Genomic DNA, 20,242 nt, shown 5'->3' with positions numbered 1-20,242 from the left:
TGTTTGCTGAATAGAGACGAAGTGAGCGATAACTGATTTTTATATACCACGCATGTATACACAAGAAAAAGGTGGAAATACTTTATCTTAACCGGACAGGAAATATCCGGCTGATAACAAGGTTTCTTCTTATGGCAATGTTGTAAATTGAAACCGGAAAGAATCGGAGTGTGAATTGTGTGGTAATTAAAAGAGGGGATATATTTTATGCTGATCTTCGCCCTGTAGTGGGGAGTGAACAGGGTGGAATCCGGCCGGTTCTGATCATTCAGAATAACGTAGGTAACCGGCACAGCCCTACAGTGATCTGTGCTGCTATTACATCAAAAATGAACAAGGCTAAGCTTCCTACACATATTGAGATCAATGCGGAACTCTATGGGATTGAAAAAGATTCTGTGATTTTGCTGGAACAGCTTCGTACTATAGATAAAAGAAGATTAAAAGATAAAGTCTGTCATCTGGATGATGCGATGCTGGATAAGGTGAATCATGCACTTGAGATCAGCCTGGAGCTTACGTTCTGATTTTACTTTTTAAGGGATATATCATCTGATCCGGTATTGCGATTTTTTGGCTTGCATGTCTCGGATAGTAGTGCGTGAACAATAAATGAACAGTAATTTTTGGTATCTCTGTCCGGTCAGTATCTTGACGATTAATGGAGAAAGTGATATATTTTACCAGTAATTACGCATATTCAATAAGGAGGAGACTGAATAATATAATGGAAGATGGCAGTAGTATGCCCCTCTGGGGCTTATTTGTTTTACTGTTACTGTTGTGGCTGAATGGAATCTTTTACGGGTTTGCCGCAGCGCTGAGAAACATAAGTGAGAATGATACACAGAAGAAAGCAGAGGAAGGCGATAAAAAAGCACAGATGCTGATGGCTCTGATCGACAAACCGGCGCAGTTTGTCAATGCAATTCCGCTGATCGTAATGGCATGTGGTATTTGTTTTGGTACTTTTATGGTCCCATATGCTGTGGATGCATTTTATCCATACATAAAGCATGTGCCTGCACTGATCCTGGTAATGGCATTGTGCGTGATTTTTCTTGCTGCAATCGGTATTCTGGCTTTTCGGCGGGTTGGTACTTATCATCCTGAAGCTTATGCATATAAGTATCTGAACCTGGTACATTTCTGGCTGAATCTGTTAAAGCCTTTTACTGTATCTGTCACCTGGATCGCCAGACTGGCAGCAGTGCCTTTTGGTGTGGAGATAAACCGTACAGAAAAGTCTGTCACAGAAGAGGAAATCATTTCCATTGTAGATGAAGCTCATGAACAGGGCGTCATCCAGGAGAATGAGGCGGAAATGATCCAGAATATCATATCTTTTAATGAGACAGAAGCCCATGATATCATGACTCACAGAAAGAATGTGGTGGCCTTTGACGAGGAGATATTGCTCAAGAACATGATTGACACTATGCTGGAAGAGGGGAATTCCCGTTATCCGGTATATGAGGAGAATATTGACAATATCAAAGGAATTGTCCATTATAAAGATGCGCTTAAGTTTATGACACAGAATCCCTGGGCGAAGTTCAAACCGTTGAAGGAACTGCCCGGAATTATCCGCCAGGCATCCCTGATTCCTGAAACAAGGGGGATTGGAGATCTTTTTCATACTATGCAGGCCAGAAAGATCCATATGGCAATTGTTGTGGATGAATATGGCCAGACAGCCGGGATCGTTACCATGGAGGATATTCTGGAGGAGATTGTCGGAGATATTCTGGATGAATATGATGAGGATGAAATTACGATCCGCGCACAGAAAGATAACAGTCTGATCATTGACGGGCTTGCTTATCTGGAGGATGTGGAAGAAGAGTTGGATGCAGATTTTGGGGATACAGAGTTTGAAACACTGAACGGTTATCTGACCAATATTCTGGGACATATTCCTACAGATAAGGATGTTGATACAAGCATAAAAGCGATTGGATACTGCTTTACGATCTTGTCTATTGGTAATAAAACCATTGGCAAGGTTAAGGTGGAGCGGGATAATAATGTTGCTGTATAAACAGCAGCAGATAAAAATAATTAACAAAAGGAGAAAGAAAGATGTCAGGACATTCAAAATTTGCAAACATTAAGCATAAGAAAGAGAAAAACGATGCAAAAAAAGGTAAAATTTTTACAGTAATCGGACGTGAGCTGGTTATGGCTGTCAAAGCAGGCGGTCCGGATCCGAATAACAACAGCAAACTTCGTGATGTAATTGCCAAAGCGAAAGCAAACAACATGCCAAACGATACAATCGAACGTGGTATCAAAAAAGCAGCAGGTGCTGATTCCGCAGACAACTACGAGAAAGCTGTATATGAAGGATATGGTCCGAACGGTGTTGCTATCATTGTTGAGACTCTGACAGACAACAAGAACCGTACAGCAGGTAATGTACGTAATGCATTTACAAAGGGTAACGGAAGCATCGGAACTCAGGGATGTGTATCCTATATGTTTGATCAGAAAGGTCAGATCATTATTGACAAAGAAGAGTGTGAGATGGATGCAGACGAGATTATGATGCTTGCTCTGGATGCCGGTGCTGAGGACTTCAGCGAGGAAGAGGACAGTTATGAGATTCTCACTGCTCCGGATGATTTTAGTGCAGTTCGCGAAGCTCTGGAAAAAGCAGGTCTGCCTATTGCAGAAGCACAGGTTGCCATGATTCCTCAGACTTATGTGGAGCTTACAGATGAGCAGGCACTCAAGGATCTTCAGAGAACTCTGGATCTTCTGGATGATGACGATGATGTCACAGATTACTGGACAAACTGGGATGAGCAGTAAAATACCGCAGGTATATTGAGACTGCCTGTTTTGGGTTATTGCTGTCGGACATGTATAGTTTATAAAAGAAACACACATAATACCTCCATAGAGAAAATGGAGGTATTTTTATGTCTGAAAACAGATATGGAGAAAAAAGAGAAGAGTCTGAAACAGGGATGAAGCTGCAAAACTGTGAGACACAGGAGTCAGAAAATAAAGTTCAGGAAAGTACCAATGAGCAGATCAAAGATATGGGACAGGTGGTTTTAAACAGCAATTCCCGAAAACACAAGGTAGAGCTTCTGACCATCATTGGTGAGGTGGAAGGTCATGAGTCTGCACCCTCCCATTCCAAAACTACAAAATATGAGCATGTACTTCCAAAGCTTGCCATCATTGAGGATGATGAAGAAATAGAAGGCTTGCTGATCCTTTTAAACACAGTGGGAGGAGATGTGGAGGCTGGGCTTGCCATTGCAGAGATGATTGCCTCATTAAGTATACCAACAGTGTCACTGGTTCTGGGCGGCGGACATTCTATCGGAGTTCCGATGGCCGTATCTGCGGACTATTCTTTCGCAGTACCAAGTGCTACGATGGTGATCCATCCGGTACGTTCCAATGGTATGTTTATCGGAGTGGCTCAGACTTACCGGAATATGGAGAAAATTCAGGACCGTATCACTACATTTATTTCCGAACACTCCAGAGCATCTCAGAAACGTCTGGAAGAGCTGATGCTTGATACTTCTCAGCTGGTAAAAGATGTAGGAACCATGCTGGAAGGAAAAGAGGCAGTAAAAGAAGGGCTGATCGATGAGGTTGGCGGTATTAAGGAAGCGTTGGCAAAATTATATGAAATGATAGAAAAAGAGTGTTAAAAGTGAAAAAAATCTTATATATGCTACAAATCAACCCTTGCCATATGTCAGATTTTGGCGTATTATTAATAGAGGTTTATTATTTGCGAGGAGGAAAACCATGTATAAGATTTTAAAAGCTGAAACACTGGCAGCTAAGATCCATCTTATGGTTGTACACGCACCGCGTGTTGCAAGCCATTGTCAGCCAGGACAATTTATTATCGTTAAGTTAGATGAGAAGGGTGAGAGAATCCCTCTTACTATCTGTGATTATGATCGTGAAGAAGGTACGATCACAATCGTATTCCAGGAGATTGGTGTATCTACCATCAAGATGGCAGAATTAAAAGCAGGAGATGCATTCCGCGATTTCGTAGGACCTCTTGGATGTCCTTCTGAATTTGTTGAGGAAGATATCGAAGAATTAAAGAAAAAGAAAATGGTATTTGTTGCCGGCGGTGTTGGTACAGCCCCTGTTTACCCACAGGTAAAATGGCTCCATGAACATGGAATCACAGCAGATGTTATTCTTGGTGCAAAAACTAAGGATATGGTTATCCTTGAGAAAGAACTGGGAGAAGTTTCCAATCTTTATGTTACTACAGATGACGGTTCCTATGGCCGTGCAGGTATGGTTACCAAGACTCTTGAGGATCTGGTAACAAATGAAGGCAAACATTACGATGTCTGTGTAGCGATCGGACCGATGATCATGATGAAATTTGTCTGTCTTCTTACCAAGAAGCTTGGCATTCATACAATTGTCAGCATGAACCCGATCATGGTTGACGGAACAGGTATGTGTGGCGCATGCCGTCTTCAGGTTGGCGATGAGATTAAGTTTGCATGTGTAGACGGACCGGAATTCGACGGACATCTCGTTGATTTCGACCAGGCTATGAAGAGAAGCCAGATGTATAAGACTGAAGAGGGACGTGCATTACTGAAACTTCAGGAAGGTGATACCCATCATGGCGGATGTGGACATTGTGGAGGTGACAAGTAATGGCAGATGCAAAGATGTTAAAGAAAGTTCCTGTAAGAGAACAGGATCCAAAGGTGCGTGCAACAAACTTTGAAGAAGTTTGTCTTGGATACAATCAGGAAGAAGCAATGGAAGAAGCACAGAGATGCTTAGGCTGTAAGAAACCGAAATGTGTGGAAGGCTGTCCTGTATCCATTAATATTCCTGGATTTATTGAAGAGATTAAAGAGGGAAAGATCGAAGAAGCATACAAAGTGATCGGATTATCCTCCGCACTTCCGGCTATCTGTGGACGTGTATGTCCTCAGGAATCCCAGTGTGAGGGTAAATGTATCCGCGGAGTCAAAGGTGAAGCTGTTTCTATCGGTAAGCTGGAGAGATTTGTTGCTGACTATGCTCTGGAACATGATATCAAACCTGTTGGAGCAGAAGTTAAGAACGGACATAAAGTTGCAGTAATCGGTTCCGGTCCTTCCGGACTTACCTGTGCAGGTGATCTTGCAAAAGCTGGTTATGATGTAACTGTATTTGAAGCTCTTCATGAACTTGGCGGTGTTCTTGTTTACGGTATTCCGGAGTTCCGTCTTCCGAAACAGAAAGTTGTTAAGAAAGAAATTGAAAAAGTTAAAGAATTAGGTGTTAAATTCGAGACTAATGTTGTTATCGGTAAATCCACAACAATCGATCAGCTGATCGAGGACGAAGGATTTGAAGCTGTATTTATCGGATCAGGTGCCGGACTTCCAATGTTCATGGGTATCCCGGGTGAGAATGCAAGCGGTGTATTCTCTGCCAACGAATATCTTACAAGAAGCAACCTGATGAAAGCTTTTGATGATTCTTATGATACACCGATCGCAGCAGGAAAGAAAGTAGCAGTTGTAGGCGGTGGTAATGTTGCTATGGATGCTGCCAGAACAGCTTTAAGACTTGGTGCTGAAGTACATATCGTATACAGAAGAAGTGAAGCAGAGCTTCCTGCACGAGCAGAGGAAGTTCATCACGCAAAAGAAGAGGGAATCATCTTTGATCTTCTTACTAACCCGAAGGAAATCCTTGTAGATGAGAACGGTCATGTAAAAGGTATGAAGGTTGTCAAGATGGAACTTGGTGAGCCGGATGCTTCCGGAAGACGTCGTCCGGTTGAAATTCCGGGATCTGAATATGACATGGATGTAGATACAGTTATCATGTCTCTTGGTACTTCCCCGAATCCTCTTATTTCTTCTACAACAAAAGGTCTTGAAGTCAATAAGAGAAGATGTATCATTGCCGAAGAAGAAACAGGTAAGACATCTAAAGATGGTGTATATGCCGGCGGTGATGCTGTTACAGGTGCAGCTACTGTTATCCTTGCCATGGGTGCAGGTAAAGCTGGTGCCAAAGGTATCGATGAATATCTTAAAAATAAATAATGTAAATGGTACTTGACAGATTTTGACGTCTGTGGCATGATTACTAGTGTTGATAATCATGAAAAGCTTAGAAGGTGTTTACAGGGATTTATTTTCCGTCAGAGAGAGGAAGCCATCGGCTGGAAGCTGCCTCAGGTTCAGATATTTCCTGAATTTCCCACCGGAGCCGCGTTTCTGAATGACAGTATTTACTGAGTAGGAAATGACGTTACTGCGCGTTAAGCAGACCGAGAGCCTGTAGAAAATGCAGGAAGCAGGGTGGTACCGCGGATATTTTACTCCGTCCCTTTAGTGGGACGGAGTTTTTTGTTTGCCAATTCTGCTATTATAACATGAATTGCGAGAACTGCTTTTGCAACGGAGCGATTTGTGGCTATCAAGTCAGAGTCAGATTTTACGTTACTGTTCATTCTGTTCTCAGTAACGATTTTTCTTCTCTGACATTATGACATAAAGGAGAAAGAGAACATGGATATGAAAGAAAGACTTCAGGAACTGGCTGAAGCAGCCGGAAAACGGATCAGTGAATCCGAAGGTCTGGAAAAACTGAACGAAGTACGTGTGGCATACCTTGGTAAAAAAGGTGAATTGACTGCAATTTTAAAGAGTATGAAAGATGTTGCACCGGAAGAGCGCCCGAAGGTTGGACAGCTTGTAAACGAAACAAGAAGCAAGATAGAAGCACTTCTTGATGAATCTAAACAGAAACTGGAAGAAGCAGCACGTGAAGAGAAGATGAAACAGGAAGTGATTGACGTGACTTTACCTGCAAAGAAAGCTAAAATCGGTCACCGTCACCCGAACACCATCGCCCTGGAAGAAGTAGAACGTATCTTTATTGGTATGGGTTATGAAGTAGTAGAGGGACCGGAGGTAGAGTATGCGGATTACAACTTTACTAAACTGAATATTCCGGAAAATCATCCGGCACGTGATGAACAGGATACTTTCTTTATCAACGATTCTATCCTTCTTCGTTCCCAGACTTCACCGGTTCAGGCACGTACTATGGAGAAAGGAAAGCTGCCGATCCGTATGATCGCACCTGGTCGTGTATTCCGTTCAGATGAAGTAGATGCAACACATTCTCCTTCTTTCCATCAGATCGAAGGTCTTGTTATTGACAAGAACATCACTTTTGCAGATCTTAAGGGAACTTTGCAGGAGTTTGCACAGGAATTATTCGGACCTGAGACAAAAACTAAGTTCAGACCACATCACTTCCCGTTCACAGAGCCAAGCGCAGAGGTGGATGTATCCTGTTTCAAGTGTGGTGGTAAAGGCTGCCGTTTCTGTAAAGGTTCCGGCTGGATTGAAATCCTTGGCTGCGGTATGGTTCATCCGAATGTATTAAGCATGTGCGGAATTGATCCGGAAGAATACACAGGATTCGCATTTGGCGTAGGTCTTGAACGTATTGCACTTCTGAAATATGAGATTGATGACATGAGACTGCTCTATGAGAATGATATCCGTTTCCTGAAACAGTTCTGATGAAATGACTGTCTGAAACAACAGAGCTATGCAGCCAAGAGGAAATTTCTGTCCGGGAAAGCTGCTATAAGTCTGAGCTATAATATAGAAAGAGGATTAACAAAATGAATACTTCATTATCTTGGATTAAAATGTATGTGCCGGATCTTGATGTGACAGCACAGAAATATACAGATGCCATGACACTGACAGGAACAAAAGTGGAAGGCTTTGAAAAACTGGACGCAGATCTGGATAAGATCGTGATCGGTCAGATTGAAAAAATTGAGAAACATCCGGATGCAGATAAACTGATCATCTGCCAGGTGAATATCGGAACAGAGACTGTACAGATTGTTACAGGCGCTCCTAATGTAAAAGAGGGAGATAAGGTTCCTGTTGTTCTTGACGGCGGACGTGTTGCCGGTGGACATGACGGAAAGAAAACACCGGGTGGAATTGAAATCAAAAAAGGAAAACTTCGCGGAATCGATTCCTATGGTATGATGTGTTCCATCGAAGAGCTGGGAAGCACAAGAGAAATGTATCCGGAAGCACCGGAATACGGAATCTATATTTTCCCTGAAGACGCTGTTGTAGGCGAGAGTGCGATCAAGGCACTGGGCCTGGATGATGTTGTCTTTGAATATGAAATCACATCCAATCGTGTTGACTGCTACGGCGTACTGGGAATTGCAAGAGAAGCGGCAGCTACGTTTAATGAGAAATTCTGTCCTCCTGTTGTAGAGTGTAAGGGAAATGATGAAAAAGCTTCTGACTATGTAAAAGTAACGGTAGAAGATCCGAAACTTTGTCCACGTTACTGCGCAAGAGTCGTAAAGAATGTTAAGATCGGACCATCTCCGAAATGGATGCAGAGATGTCTGGCTTCCAATGGAATCCGTCCGATCAATAATCTGGTAGATATTACAAACTATGTAATGGAAGAATTTGGTCAGCCAATGCACGCATATGATCTGGACAGGATTGCAGGAAAAGAAATCGTTGTACGTCGTGCAGAGAATGATGAGAAATTTGTAACGCTGGATGGACAGGAACGTACCATGGATGATCAGGTACTGATGATTTGTGACGGTGAGAAAGCAGTTGGTATTGCCGGTATCATGGGTGGAGAGAATTCTATGATCACAGACGATGTAAAAACTGTTCTTTTCGAGGCTGCATGTTTTGATGGAACAAATATCCGCCTTTCTTCCAAGAGAATCGGTCTGAGAACAGATGCTTCCGGTAAATTCGAAAAGGGTCTTGACCCGAACAATGCGCAGGCAGCTATCGACAGAGCATGCCAGCTGATGGAGGAACTTGGGGCAGGTGAAGTCGTAGGTGGAATGGTAGATATCTGCAATGAAGTAAGAGAACCATCCAGAGTTCCTTTCAAACCGGAGAAGATTAATGCTCTTCTTGGAACTGACCTGACACCGGAAGAAATGCTTGCTTATTTGGCAAAAGTAGAACTGACCTATGACGAAAAAACAAATGAGATCGTAGCTCCTACTTTCCGTCAGGATATCCATTATGTAGCTGATGTTGCAGAAGAAGTTGCAAGATTTTTCGGATATGATAAGATTCCTACTACTCTGCCTACAGGTGAAGCTACAACAGGTAAGCTTCCGTTTAAACTTCGTATTGAAGCAGTGGCACGTGATATTGCGGAATATTGTGGTTTCTCTGAAGGAATGACCTATTCTTTCGAAAGTCCGAAGGTATTTGACAAATTAAGACTTCCGGCTGACAGTAAGCTCCGTCAGGGAATCGTGATCAGCAATCCTCTGGGAGAAGACTACAGTGTCATGAGAACAACTACTTTAAACGGTATGCTCAGTTCTCTGGCTACGAACTATAACAGAAGAAATAAAGATGTACGTCTCTATGAACTTGGTAATGTATATCGTCCGAAAGCACTTCCTCTTACAGAACTTCCGGATGAGCGTATGCACTTTACACTTGGTATGTATGGAAACGGCGATTTCTTTGACATGAAAGGTGTATGTGAAGAGTTCTTTGAGAAAGTAGGAATGAGAGATAAAGTAGATTATGATCCAAACAGCGGAAAAACTTACCTTCATCCCGGAAGACAGGCAAATATGGTTTATGATGGTAAGGTTGTGGGCTATCTGGGAGAGGTTCATCCTCTGGTTGCAGATACTTATGGAATCGGTGATAAGGCATATGTGGCAGTGATTGATATCCTTACGGTTCTTGAATTTGCAAGCTTCAACCATAAATACACAGGAATTGCAAAATATCCTGCAGTAACCCGCGATTTAAGTATGGTCGTTCCGAAAACCGTTCTTGCAGGACAGATTGAACATATTCTGACTCAGAGAGGCGGAAAGATTCTGGAGAGTTATCAGTTATTTGACATTTATGAAGGAAACCAGATTAAAGGAGGATATAAATCCATGGCTTATTCTCTGGTATTCCGTCACCATGACAAGACTCTGGAAGAGAGCGAGATTACAGCTGCAATGAAGAAAATCCTGAATGGCCTGACAGATCTTGGAATCGAGTTGAGAAGTTAATGCTGATTTATGTATTAAGACATGGGATAACTCAGTGGAATAAACTGAAAAAAGTGCAGGGGGCAATGGATATTCCCCTTGCACCGGAAGGAATTGAACTGGCGAAAAGAACAGGAGAAGCATTAAAAGATGTTCCGTTTGATATCTGTTTTACCAGTCCTCTGGCAAGAGCGAGACAGACAGCACATTATGTGCTGGGAAACAGGCAGATTCCTGTTATTGAGGATAAAAGAATCCAGGAAATTGATTTCGGAGTTCTTGAAGGAAGCCGGTTTAAGGATGAACAAGGGAAGATCATCAGCCATGAAATGGAAATTTTCTTTGAAGAGCCACAGAAATTTGAACGTCCTCAAAACGGCGAAAACATTTCTGATATCCTGAAACGCACCAGAGAATTCTGGGTGGAGAAAACGACAGATCCTGCTCTGGCAGACAAAACAATTCTTGTTTCTTCTCATGGATGTGCAGTTCGTGCACTGCTTCAGAATGTTTATCAGGATCCGGAACATTTCTGGCATGGATGTGTGCCTCCAAACTGCAGTATCAATCTGCTTGAAGTAAAAGATGGAAAAGCCAGATTTCTGGAAGAAGATAAAGTTTATTCTGAAATATAACAATTCTGTAAAATAATCCGGTGGAAAACTGTTCTTTGAGTACAGCTTTTCTGCCGGACTTTTAATATATTTTGTTACTGTTTATACATCACTATCCCGAGACATACAAGCCAAAATTCCATTGCAGCAGGCAATCTGGAATGAATTTTGACTACGTTACTGTGAACAGTAACTATATTTTTACTTGTGACAGATATGACGTTGTGATATGATATACGAAAAAGGAAATTGTCTGTAATTTTGTGCAGAATCTGCAAATAATCACAGGAGGTGTATTATGGGCAAAAAAATTATGAATACGGTTCTTTTTCTGGTGGTGCTTGGCGGATGTGTTGCCATGACGCTGCTGACCGGGAATGGTTCATCAGGCACGATGATTTATAACTTTGCATTCCTCGCTGTTATGGCTGTGATCTATCTGGCCGGACTGTTTGGCGGTATGTTTCGGGTAGACAGCATTGGAGAGGCTCTTGCAAGAGGAACGCAGGAGCTTTCCAGTATATTCAAAATACCCGGAAAAGCCAAAAGCGAAGATCTTTCCTGCTTGAAGGGGATGTTTGAACATAAATATCTGGATGACAGAATGGACAGCTTTGTAGATGCCATGGAGAAAAACCAGGAAGGAATCGGAGATGTTGAAGATTACATAAATGAGGACGAGATTGATCTTCATGTACATAAGAAGATTCTGGAAATGGCACCGGATATTTTTACCAGCCTTGGTATTCTTGGTACTTTTATTGGTCTGGTATGGGGGCTTAAGAGTTTTGAGCCATCCAGCTATGAGACAATGACTACCTCTGTATCTGCCCTGGTAGATGGTATCAAAGTAGCATTCCTTACTTCTATCTATGGAATTGCATTTGCACTGATCTACAGTTCCGGAATGAAAAGCGTTTATTCCGGAATGGATGCGAAGCTTCAGGGATTTCTGGAGAGATTTCATCTTTATGTACTTCCGGCGGCTGAGAGCGAGTCAAGAAACCTGATGCTTGCAAGTCAGAAGGTTCAGACAAAAGCCATGAAACAGATGGCAGAGCAGCTTACCTCACAGATGGCAGAGAGTTTTGAGAAAGCAATCAATCCTACTTTCCAGAAGATGACAGAATCTCTGGAGATTCTGACAGAATCTGTAACAAAATGTCAGGAGGATGTGGTTCAGGATATCCTGCGTACTTTTTTGCGGGAGATGAACGGTTCATTTAAAATGCAGTTCACAGATTTCAATGAAGCTCTTGTACAGCTGAAGGAAGCGCAGAAAGAAAATATTGATTATACTACAAGGCTCTATCAGACGATGAGTAATCAGCTGAATACCTCATATGCAAAACAGAGCGAAGCTATGAAAGACCTTGTAAATGAACTGGGACAGGTTCAGGGCCGTTATATGTCTACGGCAACAAGAATCACACAGGATAATCAGGAAATCCAGAAGCTTCAGCAGCAGGATTATCAGCGCATTGCGGATTATCTGCATGAATCCGAGAAATCTTCTGCCAAATTCTGGGTTGCCTGCAATCAGACAATGCAGAAATATGTGGAAGCTGCCGCGCAGGGAATGGAAAAGGTTTCGGCTGCAAATCAGGCAGGAAAAGATGTGCTTGAGGCTAACCGTAAACTGGTAGAACAGTTGGATGTAAAGATGAAAGACTTTGTATCTTATCAGAAGATGACTTACGAGACAATGGAAGAGGTACGCAGACTCTTTGCAGATATTTCTGTTCAGAAAGAAGACAACAATATTTATCTCTCAGGCGGAAAATCAGCTCAGAGTGCGGCACAGAAAGAATCTGTGGAGGAAGTACGCAAACTTCTGGAGGAACAGAGCGAGCGTCAGGAAGCACTTCTGGAGGAGATGAACAAAAATATGAAGAATATTTCCAAAAACCAGAAAGGTAAATTCAGCTTATTCAAATAAGAAAAGGAGAGAAATATGCGCAAAAGAAAGAAATCAGAAGAGAGCGGATTTAATGTCTGGCGGTCTTATTCTGATATGATGGCCGGTGTGCTGCTCCTTTTTATACTGATTATGTGTGTGACTCTTTTTCAGGCTCAGAAAAGTTATAATGAGAGTATTAAGGAGAGAGATGACAAGATAGCTCTTCAGGAGCAGTATACAGCGGAAATTCTGGCACAGCAGAGTGAGCTGGACGAGAAAAACAGCAAGCTGAGTTCCCAGGATGAACAGCTTGACAAGCAGAAAAAGCTTCTTGCAGAACTGGCAGCACAGTTAAAGGAACAGCAGGCCAGCCTTGATGAAAAAACATCTCTTCTTGCCACACAGCAAAAGAAAATTGATAATATCATCGGTGTCAAGGCAGATGTTATTGAAGCATTGCAGAAGGAGTTTTCCAAAAACAATGTAAGTGTTGATATTGATGCTCAGACAGGTGCTCTTACCCTCAATGCAAATGTATTATTTGACTATGATAAGTCAGAACTGACAGATGAGGGCAAACAGGAACTTGCAGATATCCTTCCGATTTACTGTAAGGTGCTTCTTCAGAAAGATTATAAGAAGTATCTGGCTGAGATCATCATTGACGGTTATACAGACACAGACGGAGACTATGATTACAATCTGGAGCTTTCTCAGAAACGTTCTCTCGCAGTTGCACAGTATCTGACGGAAATCAGGGAGAACTTCCTGAGTTCTGATGAGATTTCAGAACTTCAGAATTATCTGACCGTAAATGGTCATGGCTCAGCCAATCCGGTTCTGGATTCCGATGGGAATGTAGATAAGGATGCATCCAGACGAGTGGAAGTAAAGTTTCGTTTGAAAGATGATGAGATGATAAATGAACTTAATCAGATTATGAATACAGATAAGACTTCTGATTCTGAAAAATCCGGCAGCAATTAAACTGCCGGATTTTTCAATTCCGGAGTGTGTTTGAAAAATGTTTTGATGCAGATGCTTTTTCTTACAATTCACGAAAGATAACGAGTAATTTTACCAATAACAGTTCACATTTCCGAGAGAAAATGTGGTATGATAAAACAGTACACAGTTTCCTGTAATGGTGATGATGCGCTGTACCCTACATAAGAAAAAAGAAAGAGGAATTATCATGTCTTTGAAAATTGGAAGAAACGATCCATGCTGGTGTGGAAGCGGAAAAAAATATAAAAAATGCCATGAGGCATTTGATGAAAAAATGGAAATAATGAAGCAGAAAGGATATGCAGTGATCGATCATGATCTGATCAAAACACCCGAACAGATCGCGAAAATAAAAGAAAGCTGCAAAATCAATATCGCAGTTCTTGATTATGTGGAAGAGCATATTAAACCAGGTGTATCCACTGAAGAGATTGACAGATGGGTACATGAAGAGACTGTACGGCATGGGGGAATCCCGGCACCGTTAAATTACGAAGGATTTCCAAAGAGCGTGTGTACTTCTGTAAATGAAGTGGTATGCCATGGAATCCCGGATGAAGAGCAGATTCTGAAAGAGGGAGATATTATCAATGTTGATGTATCTACAATATATAATGGTTATTATTCTGACTCGTCCAGAATGTTCTGCATCGGTAAAGTGAGTCCGGAGAAAGAAAAACTTGTCAAGGTCACAAAAGAATGTGTTGAGATTGGTATTTCCCAGGTGAAACCATGGACTCCGATCGGAAATATGGGAAGTGCAGTTCATAAACATGCAGTAGAAAACGGATATTCTGTAGTCAGAGAAATCGGTGGACATGGTGTGGGAGTTGAGTTCCATGAAGATCCATGGGTAAGCTTTGTTTCTGAAGAGAATACAGGTGTCCTGATGGTTCCGGGTATGATGTTTACCATAGAGCCGATGGTAAATATGGGAAGCGATGAAATTTATACGGATGAGATTGACGAGTGGACAGTCCGTACAGAGGACGGACTTCCTTCAGCCCAGTGGGAAGTAACTGTTCTGGTTACGGAAACAGGATGTGAAGTAATCTGCTGGTAAAAAATTTGCAAAAAGTATTGCAATACATCAGGCTATATAGTATAATCACAACTGTTGTGAAAAAAGATGGTCCTCTGTTACAGGATATGTATTAAGAACATCCATATAAGAATAGGAGAAAAATACAATGAACGAAATTATCAAAAACATCGAAGCAGCTCAGTTAAAAGCTGAAGTACCGGCATTCAACACAGGTGATACTGTAAGAGTACACGCACTGATCAAAGAAGGAAACCGTGAACGTGTTCAGGTTTTTGAAGGAACAGTTCTCAAGAAACAGGGCGGAAGCAACAGAGCTACATTTACTGTAAGAAAGAGCTCTAACGGAGTAGGCGTTGAGAAAACATGGCCGCTTCATTCCCCACATGTAGTAAAAGTAGAAGTTATCCGTCGTGGTAAAGTACGTCGTGCGAAACTGAACTACTTAAGAGATCGTGTAGGTAAAGCAGCTAAGGTTAAAGAGCTTGTTAAATAATTTCATGAATTAGCAGAAGAAGGGACAATAACTTGTGTATTGTCCCTCTTTTTCCATCTGTCAGGAGATTTGGATGAATATCAGAAAATGGAAAGATAGTCCGGCACTGAAAGAGACCAGAGATATGCTGGAAATAAAACTTGAAGATAAAAAAGTCCGGGGAATCCTTAACTGGATATTTCAGATAGCGGTAGTGCTCATTTTTGGCATTCTGGCGGGAATTGCGCTGTTTCAATCAGTGACTGTACAGGAGAGTACCATGGAGCCCACACTGCAGGTTGGAGAACGCTTTTTTGTAAACAGGGCTGTTTATAAAGTATCCTCACCTGAACGGGGAGATATCATTGTATATAAAACCAGTGGAAGTGATGATGCGGCTCTGCATATCGGCCGCGTGATCGGTCTGCCCGGTGAGACTGTACAGATATCCAACGGAGCAGTATTGATCAACGGAGAAGTATATAATGAAAATAAGAATTTTCCTGAAATCAGTAATGCGGGATTGGCATCCGACGGAGTGTCTCTGGAAAGCGGTGAGTATTTTGTACTTGGCGATAACAGAAATAACAGTGAGGACAGCCGGTATGGTGATATCGGAAATATCAATAAGAAATATATTGTGGGAAAGGTATGGTTTGTCATTTCCCCGAAAGATAAATTTGGATTTTTGAAAGGTTAGGTGTATATGAACGTACAGTGGTACCCTGGTCATATGACCAAGGCAAAGAGACAGATGCAGGAGGACATTAAGCTGATCGATCTGATCATTGAACTTGTGGATGCCCGCGTACCTCTTTCGAGCAGAAACCCGGATATCGATGAACTGGGAAAAAATAAATCCAGACTGATTCTTCTTAATAAATCAGATCTGGCTGACGAGCGCCAGAATGAAGCCTGGAAAACTTATTTTCAGGCAAAGGGATTTTATGTTGTAAAAGTAGATTCCAGAAATGGTTCCGGAATGAAAGCAATCAATAATGTGATCCAGGAAGCATGTAAGGAAAAGATAGAAAGAGACAGACGCCGCGGTATTAAAAACCGTCCGATCCGCGCTATGGTAGTGGGAATCCCGAATGTAGGAAAATCTACATTTATCAATACCTTTGCAGGACGGGCCTGTGCAAAGACCGGAAACAAGCCGGGAGTTACGAAAGGAAAACAGTGGATCCGTCTGAATAAGGGAGTAGAACTTTTGGACACTCCTGGTATTTTGTGGCCGAAATTTGAAGACCAGCAGGTGGGAATCCGTCTGGCATGTGTAGGTTCTATCAAAGATGACATTCTGAATATGGAGGAACTGGCACTCTGGCTGATTGATTATCTGCGCGAAAATTATAAAGGGATTCTGGCAGAGAGATATCAGATCACAGAGGAGGGAACTTCTGTGGAAGTTCTGGAGGCGATTGCCAGAGCCAGAGGGTGTCTGAAAAAGCAGGAAGAGCTGGATTATGCCAAAGCTTCGCTGATACTGTTTGATGATTTCCGTTCTGGAAAAATGGGGCGGATCACATTGGAGTGGGCGCCATTATGAAAACAATAGCTGAGATTAAAGCCGAGTTTGCTGCAGCAGATATGAGCAGCTACCCGGCTTTATATGAAATTTATAAGGAAGATACAAGAAGTGGTGTGCAAAAGCTGATCGCACAGTGCCGCAAAAAGGAAGCAGCTCTGGAAGCGGAGAAGCAGCGTATTGAAAATATGAAGGTATATGAGCATAAATATGAACATCTTGGTTATTTATGCGGAATTGATGAAGTGGGAAGAGGCCCCCTTGCAGGCCCGGTTGTGGCATGTGCAGTAATTCTGCCACAGGACAGCCGGATCCTTTATCTGAACGATTCCAAGAAACTCAGTGCTTCCAAAAGAGAAGAACTGTATGATGTGATTATGAGGGAAGCGGTTTCAGTAGGAATCGGTATGCGTAGCCCGGAGCGTATTGATGAGATCAATATCCTTCAGGCTACTTATGAGGCAATGCGGGAGGCGGTAAGTAAACTGGAAGTGGTTCCTCAGCTTCTTCTCAATGATGCAGTCACGATTCCTCAGATCACCATTCCGCAGGTTCCCATTATTAAGGGAGATGCAAAGAGTGTTTCCATTGCAGCAGCAAGTATTGTTGCAAAAGTGACAAGGGACAGAATGATGGAAGAATATGATAAAGTGTTCCCGGAATATGGCTTTGCATCAAATAAGGGATATGGTTCTGCCGATCATATTGCGGCACTGAAAAAATACGGAGAAACCCCGATCCACAGAAAGACCTTTATTACACATTTCATATAAACAGTCGCAAAAGGGTTACTATCCTTCAGTACACAGCAATACACTGAGTGATGCACAGTAACAACAAAAGATGCCTACATATAATATAAAAAGAGATGGATGGAAGAATTTGCATAAAAATACCCGGTCTACCGGAAGCTGTTACGAACGAAAAGCTGCTGATTATCTGAAACAGCAGGGATTATTTATTCTGAGATATAATTACAGATGCAGATTTGGAGAAATCGATCTGATTGCCAGAGATGGAGAATATCTTGTTTTTGTTGAGGTAAAATACAGGAAAGACAATAGTTCCGGTTATTCGCTGGCTGCAGTAAATCCTGCTAAACAGAAAACCATATGTAAGGTGGCAAGGTATTTTCTTACAGTGGAATATCACAATGTGGATATCCCATGCCGTTTCGATGTGGCAGGAATTGACGGGGATGAAATACACTGGGTTAAGAATGCGTTTGAATATATTGCAATCCTCTAATAATTATAGAAACTGCTTTGATGAATAATCTGCCATACAGCAGGAAGGGAATAATGAAATATGAAGATAAAATGGAACAGTGAACAGATTCCAAAGATGAATGTAAAAAACAATAAAGATGTTACATTTCTTACATATCCCGCATATGAAGAAATGAACTGGCTTGTTCATGGATTCAGCACCCGCTTTGGCGGAGTGAGCAGAGGAATCTACAGTTCTATGAACCTGAGTTTTACAAGAGGTGATGAGGAGTCCTGCGTGAAAGAAAATTACAGAAGGATTTCTGATGCTATGGGATTTGATATGAACAGCATCGTTACATCTGATCAGACTCATACCAACAATGTGCGGAAAGTAACAGAGAAAGACCGCGGAAAGGGAATTGTGATCCCGCGTGATTATACAGATACAGATGGAATGATCACAAATGTTCCGGGGCTGGTTCTTGCAACCTTTTATGCGGATTGCGTTCCACTGTATTTTGCTGATCCGACGAATCACGCGATCGGACTGTCTCATTCGGGATGGAGAGGTACGGTTCAGAAAATCGGTGCAGTTACCATAGAAAAGATGTCTGAAGAGTATGGAAGTAATCCGAAAGATCTGAAAGTGGCTATCGGACCGTCTATCTGTCAGGAGTGTTATGAAGTCAGCGAAGATGTGATTGAAGAATTTGAAAAGGTTTTTGATAAGAAATACCGGAACAAGCTGTTTTACAGAAAAGAAAACGGAAAATATCAGTTAAACCTGTGGATGGCAAACAAGATTATTTTTCTGGAAGCGGGAATCCCGGAAGAAAACATTTCCATGCCAAATCTCTGTACCTGCTGTAATCCTGAGTTTCTCTTTTCTCACAGGGCTTCCCATGGAAAAAGGGGAAATCTTGGGGCTTTTCTTGGCATACGTTCATAAAACCTGAAATTGTTATAAGCACAACAGTGCGAAGTGAGTAATCCTGAATTTGCAGATTAACTGTACAATACGAAAGAGGGGGAGCTAGTTAACAGCTCCCCTTTTCGTATTCATCTGCCGGAAAAACTATCTGGAATTTACTTTTTCCATAAGAGACATGATCTTTTCGTTGCTGGAACGAACCTTCTCAACGGAAACATCATGATTGATGATATCAATGATGCTCGCAAGATATTTACTCATATTTGCTTCTACATAATATGGTCTTTCGAGAAGTTCCGGAATGCGGTAATTCAGGTTGGTTGTGATCACTCTGTCAAGCCAGCCTTTCTCGTAATATTCATCAAATTTATCCAGACCGTCTGTGAACAGACCGTAGGTAGTGCATACAAATACTCTCTTTGCGTTGCGTTCCTTTAACTGTTTGGCAACATCCAGCATACTTCCGCCGGAGGAAATCATGTCATCGATAACTACAACATCTTTGCCTTCTACGGAATCTCCGAGGAATTCATGTGCAACAATAGGATTCTTTCCATTGACGATTGTAGAGTAATCACGACGTTTGTAGAACATACCCATATCTACTCCAAGGATGTTGGAGAAATATACAGCTCTTGACATGGCACCTTCATCAGGGCTGATGATCATCAGATGGTCATTGTCAACACGAAGATCCGGCACACTCTTGATCAGAGCTTTTAAAAACTGATAAGTAGGGAAAAAGTTATCAAAACCATTCAGCGGAATAGAGTTCTGGACACGTGGATCATGGGCATCAAAGGTAATGATATTGGAAACTCCCATATCGCTTAATTCCTTCAGTGCCAGTGCACAGTCCAGAGATTCTCTTTTAGTACGTCTGTGCTGGCGGCCTTCATAAAGGAACGGCATAATTACATTGATACGGTGTGCCTTGCCTGTTGCAGCGGAAATAATTCGTTTAAGATCCTGAAAATGGTTGTCAGGAGACATATGGTTCTCGTGTCCGCATACAGTATAAGATTCACTGTAATTGGTCACATCAACCATAATATAAAGGTCAGTGCCACGAACGGATTCTTTAATATAACCTTTACCTTCACCGGTTCCGAAACGGGGGCATTCACATTCTACAATAAATGATTCTTCGCTGTATCCCTGAGGAATAACACTGAGCTGTTTGCGTTCAACCAGCTCTTTACGGAATTTAACAAGTTTTCTGTCAACTTCTTCTGCAAGTTCTCTGCATCCAAGAGCTGCAATACGGATAGGTGCAACCGGCATGGATTTTTCCAACAATTCTATGTTTGGCATAATACTCCTCCTAAGTAGTGATTTTATACTCAAAAAATAGATTTCAATATAATATATAACATTTGCCCTAAAATACGTCAAGGAATTTATTGATTTTTTCTTTTACAATTGTTATGATATAAAAGATAGTGGATTCTGGGCGCAGGTATATTTTGCCCGGAA

Annotated in this window: 19 protein-coding genes and 1 other annotated feature; of the genes, 18 read left to right on the top strand and 1 reads right to left on the bottom strand. The window is 41.9% G+C overall.

The window, feature by feature from the left end; all coding sequences use genetic code 11:
• The first annotated feature begins 179 nt into the window (after positions 1–179).
• The 18 genes from LI074_RS06125 (at position 180) to pgeF (ending at position 18,784) form a co-directional block, all read left to right on the top strand.
• Complete coding sequence (locus tag LI074_RS06125; protein ID WP_020994045.1) at positions 180–527, top strand: type II toxin-antitoxin system PemK/MazF family toxin; 348 nt, start codon at positions 180–182, stop codon at positions 525–527.
• A gap of 200 nt (positions 528–727) precedes the next feature.
• Positions 728–2,041: a hemolysin family protein gene (locus tag LI074_RS06120; protein WP_243151971.1), complete on the top strand. Its 1,314-nt coding sequence runs from the start codon at positions 728–730 to the stop codon at positions 2,039–2,041.
• A 41-nt stretch (positions 2,042–2,082) separates the two neighbouring features.
• On the top strand, positions 2,083–2,814 hold the full coding sequence (locus LI074_RS06115; RefSeq protein WP_008703925.1) for a YebC/PmpR family DNA-binding transcriptional regulator: 732 nt from the start codon (positions 2,083–2,085) through the stop codon (positions 2,812–2,814).
• A gap of 110 nt (positions 2,815–2,924) precedes the next feature.
• The gene (locus LI074_RS06110) at positions 2,925–3,677 is read left to right on the top strand and encodes a ClpP family protease (protein ID WP_022379998.1); all 753 of its coding nucleotides are present in this window, start codon (positions 2,925–2,927) and stop codon (positions 3,675–3,677) included.
• 100 nt (positions 3,678–3,777) lie between these two features.
• Complete coding sequence (locus tag LI074_RS06105; RefSeq protein WP_008703921.1) at positions 3,778–4,665, top strand: sulfide/dihydroorotate dehydrogenase-like FAD/NAD-binding protein; 888 nt, start codon at positions 3,778–3,780, stop codon at positions 4,663–4,665.
• On the top strand, positions 4,665–6,059 hold the full coding sequence (gene gltA / locus LI074_RS06100; RefSeq protein WP_022379996.1) for an NADPH-dependent glutamate synthase: 1,395 nt from the start codon (positions 4,665–4,667) through the stop codon (positions 6,057–6,059). The genes LI074_RS06105 and gltA overlap by 1 nt, the downstream gene beginning before the upstream one ends.
• 59 nt (positions 6,060–6,118) lie before the next feature.
• Positions 6,119–6,350, top strand: a binding site (T-box leader).
• Between the two features lie 183 nt (positions 6,351–6,533).
• A complete protein-coding gene (pheS, locus tag LI074_RS06095) occupies positions 6,534–7,553 on the top strand; it encodes a phenylalanine--tRNA ligase subunit alpha (RefSeq protein WP_026648180.1) in 1,020 nt (339 codons plus the stop codon).
• A 104-nt stretch (positions 7,554–7,657) separates the two neighbouring features.
• Positions 7,658–10,075, top strand: coding sequence for a phenylalanine--tRNA ligase subunit beta (pheT, locus tag LI074_RS06090; protein WP_173698010.1), 2,418 nt, complete (start codon positions 7,658–7,660; stop codon positions 10,073–10,075).
• Positions 10,075–10,689 (top strand): histidine phosphatase family protein, encoded by a 615-nt coding sequence (locus tag LI074_RS06085; protein WP_022379995.1) that lies wholly within the window; start codon positions 10,075–10,077, stop codon positions 10,687–10,689. The genes pheT and LI074_RS06085 overlap by 1 nt, the downstream gene beginning before the upstream one ends.
• 277 nt (positions 10,690–10,966) lie before the next feature.
• Complete coding sequence (locus LI074_RS06080; protein WP_008703914.1) at positions 10,967–12,607, top strand: MotA/TolQ/ExbB proton channel family protein; 1,641 nt, start codon at positions 10,967–10,969, stop codon at positions 12,605–12,607.
• 15 nt (positions 12,608–12,622) lie between these two features.
• Positions 12,623–13,555: an OmpA family protein gene (locus LI074_RS06075; RefSeq protein ID WP_173698009.1), complete on the top strand. Its 933-nt coding sequence runs from the start codon at positions 12,623–12,625 to the stop codon at positions 13,553–13,555.
• 208 nt (positions 13,556–13,763) lie between these two features.
• Positions 13,764–14,639 (top strand): methionyl aminopeptidase, encoded by an 876-nt coding sequence (locus tag LI074_RS06070; RefSeq protein WP_008703912.1) that lies wholly within the window; start codon positions 13,764–13,766, stop codon positions 14,637–14,639.
• A gap of 127 nt (positions 14,640–14,766) precedes the next feature.
• Entirely contained in the window at positions 14,767–15,114 is a 348-nt protein-coding gene (gene rplS, locus LI074_RS06065; protein WP_008703911.1) for a 50S ribosomal protein L19, read from the top strand.
• 73 nt (positions 15,115–15,187) lie between these two features.
• Positions 15,188–15,793: a signal peptidase I gene (lepB, locus tag LI074_RS06060; RefSeq protein ID WP_008703909.1), complete on the top strand. Its 606-nt coding sequence runs from the start codon at positions 15,188–15,190 to the stop codon at positions 15,791–15,793.
• 6 nt (positions 15,794–15,799) lie between these two features.
• Entirely contained in the window at positions 15,800–16,645 is an 846-nt protein-coding gene (ylqF, locus tag LI074_RS06055; RefSeq protein WP_020994042.1) for a ribosome biogenesis GTPase YlqF, read from the top strand.
• A complete protein-coding gene (locus LI074_RS06050; protein WP_008703905.1) occupies positions 16,642–17,397 on the top strand; it encodes a ribonuclease HII in 756 nt (251 codons plus the stop codon). The genes ylqF and LI074_RS06050 overlap by 4 nt, the downstream gene beginning before the upstream one ends.
• 109 nt (positions 17,398–17,506) lie before the next feature.
• The gene (locus LI074_RS06045) at positions 17,507–17,872 is read left to right on the top strand and encodes a YraN family protein (protein ID WP_008703904.1); all 366 of its coding nucleotides are present in this window, start codon (positions 17,507–17,509) and stop codon (positions 17,870–17,872) included.
• Positions 17,873–17,932: 60 nt separating this feature from the next.
• Entirely contained in the window at positions 17,933–18,784 is an 852-nt protein-coding gene (gene pgeF / locus LI074_RS06040) for a peptidoglycan editing factor PgeF (RefSeq protein ID WP_173698007.1), read from the top strand.
• A 126-nt stretch (positions 18,785–18,910) separates the two neighbouring features.
• Here the strand turns inward: pgeF and LI074_RS06035 are convergent, their stop codons facing one another.
• The gene (locus LI074_RS06035; protein ID WP_020994041.1) at positions 18,911–20,080 is read right to left on the bottom strand and encodes a ribose-phosphate pyrophosphokinase; all 1,170 of its coding nucleotides are present in this window, start codon (positions 20,078–20,080) and stop codon (positions 18,911–18,913) included.
• Positions 20,081–20,242: the final 162 nt, after the last annotated feature.

The organism is Blautia sp. MSK18_10 (assembly GCF_020553185.1).
Lineage (GTDB): Bacteria > Bacillota > Clostridia > Lachnospirales > Lachnospiraceae > Blautia_A > Blautia_A wexlerae.
This window is presented reverse-complemented; position numbering and strand designations above follow the sequence as displayed.

Bases quoted from the DNA above. Each gene is read 5' to 3' on its own strand.
- LI074_RS06120 (WP_243151971.1), top strand. From the start codon at position 728: ATGGAAGATGGCAGTAGTATGCCCCTCTGGGGCTTATTTGTTTTACTG.
- LI074_RS06115 (WP_008703925.1), top strand. From the start codon at position 2,083: ATGTCAGGACATTCAAAATTTGCAAACATTAAGCATAAGAAAGAGAAA.
- LI074_RS06110 (WP_022379998.1), top strand. From the start codon at position 2,925: ATGTCTGAAAACAGATATGGAGAAAAAAGAGAAGAGTCTGAAACAGGG.
- LI074_RS06105 (WP_008703921.1), top strand. From the start codon at position 3,778: ATGTATAAGATTTTAAAAGCTGAAACACTGGCAGCTAAGATCCATCTT.
- gltA (WP_022379996.1), top strand. From the start codon at position 4,665: ATGGCAGATGCAAAGATGTTAAAGAAAGTTCCTGTAAGAGAACAGGAT.
- pheS (WP_026648180.1), top strand. From the start codon at position 6,534: ATGAAAGAAAGACTTCAGGAACTGGCTGAAGCAGCCGGAAAACGGATC.
- pheT (WP_173698010.1), top strand. From the start codon at position 7,658: ATGAATACTTCATTATCTTGGATTAAAATGTATGTGCCGGATCTTGAT.
- LI074_RS06085 (WP_022379995.1), top strand. From the start codon at position 10,075: ATGCTGATTTATGTATTAAGACATGGGATAACTCAGTGGAATAAACTG.
- LI074_RS06080 (WP_008703914.1), top strand. From the start codon at position 10,967: ATGGGCAAAAAAATTATGAATACGGTTCTTTTTCTGGTGGTGCTTGGC.
- LI074_RS06075 (WP_173698009.1), top strand. From the start codon at position 12,623: ATGCGCAAAAGAAAGAAATCAGAAGAGAGCGGATTTAATGTCTGGCGG.
- LI074_RS06070 (WP_008703912.1), top strand. From the start codon at position 13,764: ATGTCTTTGAAAATTGGAAGAAACGATCCATGCTGGTGTGGAAGCGGA.
- rplS (WP_008703911.1), top strand. From the start codon at position 14,767: ATGAACGAAATTATCAAAAACATCGAAGCAGCTCAGTTAAAAGCTGAA.
- lepB (WP_008703909.1), top strand. From the start codon at position 15,188: ATGAATATCAGAAAATGGAAAGATAGTCCGGCACTGAAAGAGACCAGA.
- ylqF (WP_020994042.1), top strand. From the start codon at position 15,800: ATGAACGTACAGTGGTACCCTGGTCATATGACCAAGGCAAAGAGACAG.
- LI074_RS06050 (WP_008703905.1), top strand. From the start codon at position 16,642: ATGAAAACAATAGCTGAGATTAAAGCCGAGTTTGCTGCAGCAGATATG.
- pgeF (WP_173698007.1), top strand. From the start codon at position 17,933: ATGAAGATAAAATGGAACAGTGAACAGATTCCAAAGATGAATGTAAAA.
- LI074_RS06035 (WP_020994041.1), bottom strand. From the start codon at position 20,080: ATGCCAAACATAGAATTGTTGGAAAAATCCATGCCGGTTGCACCTATC.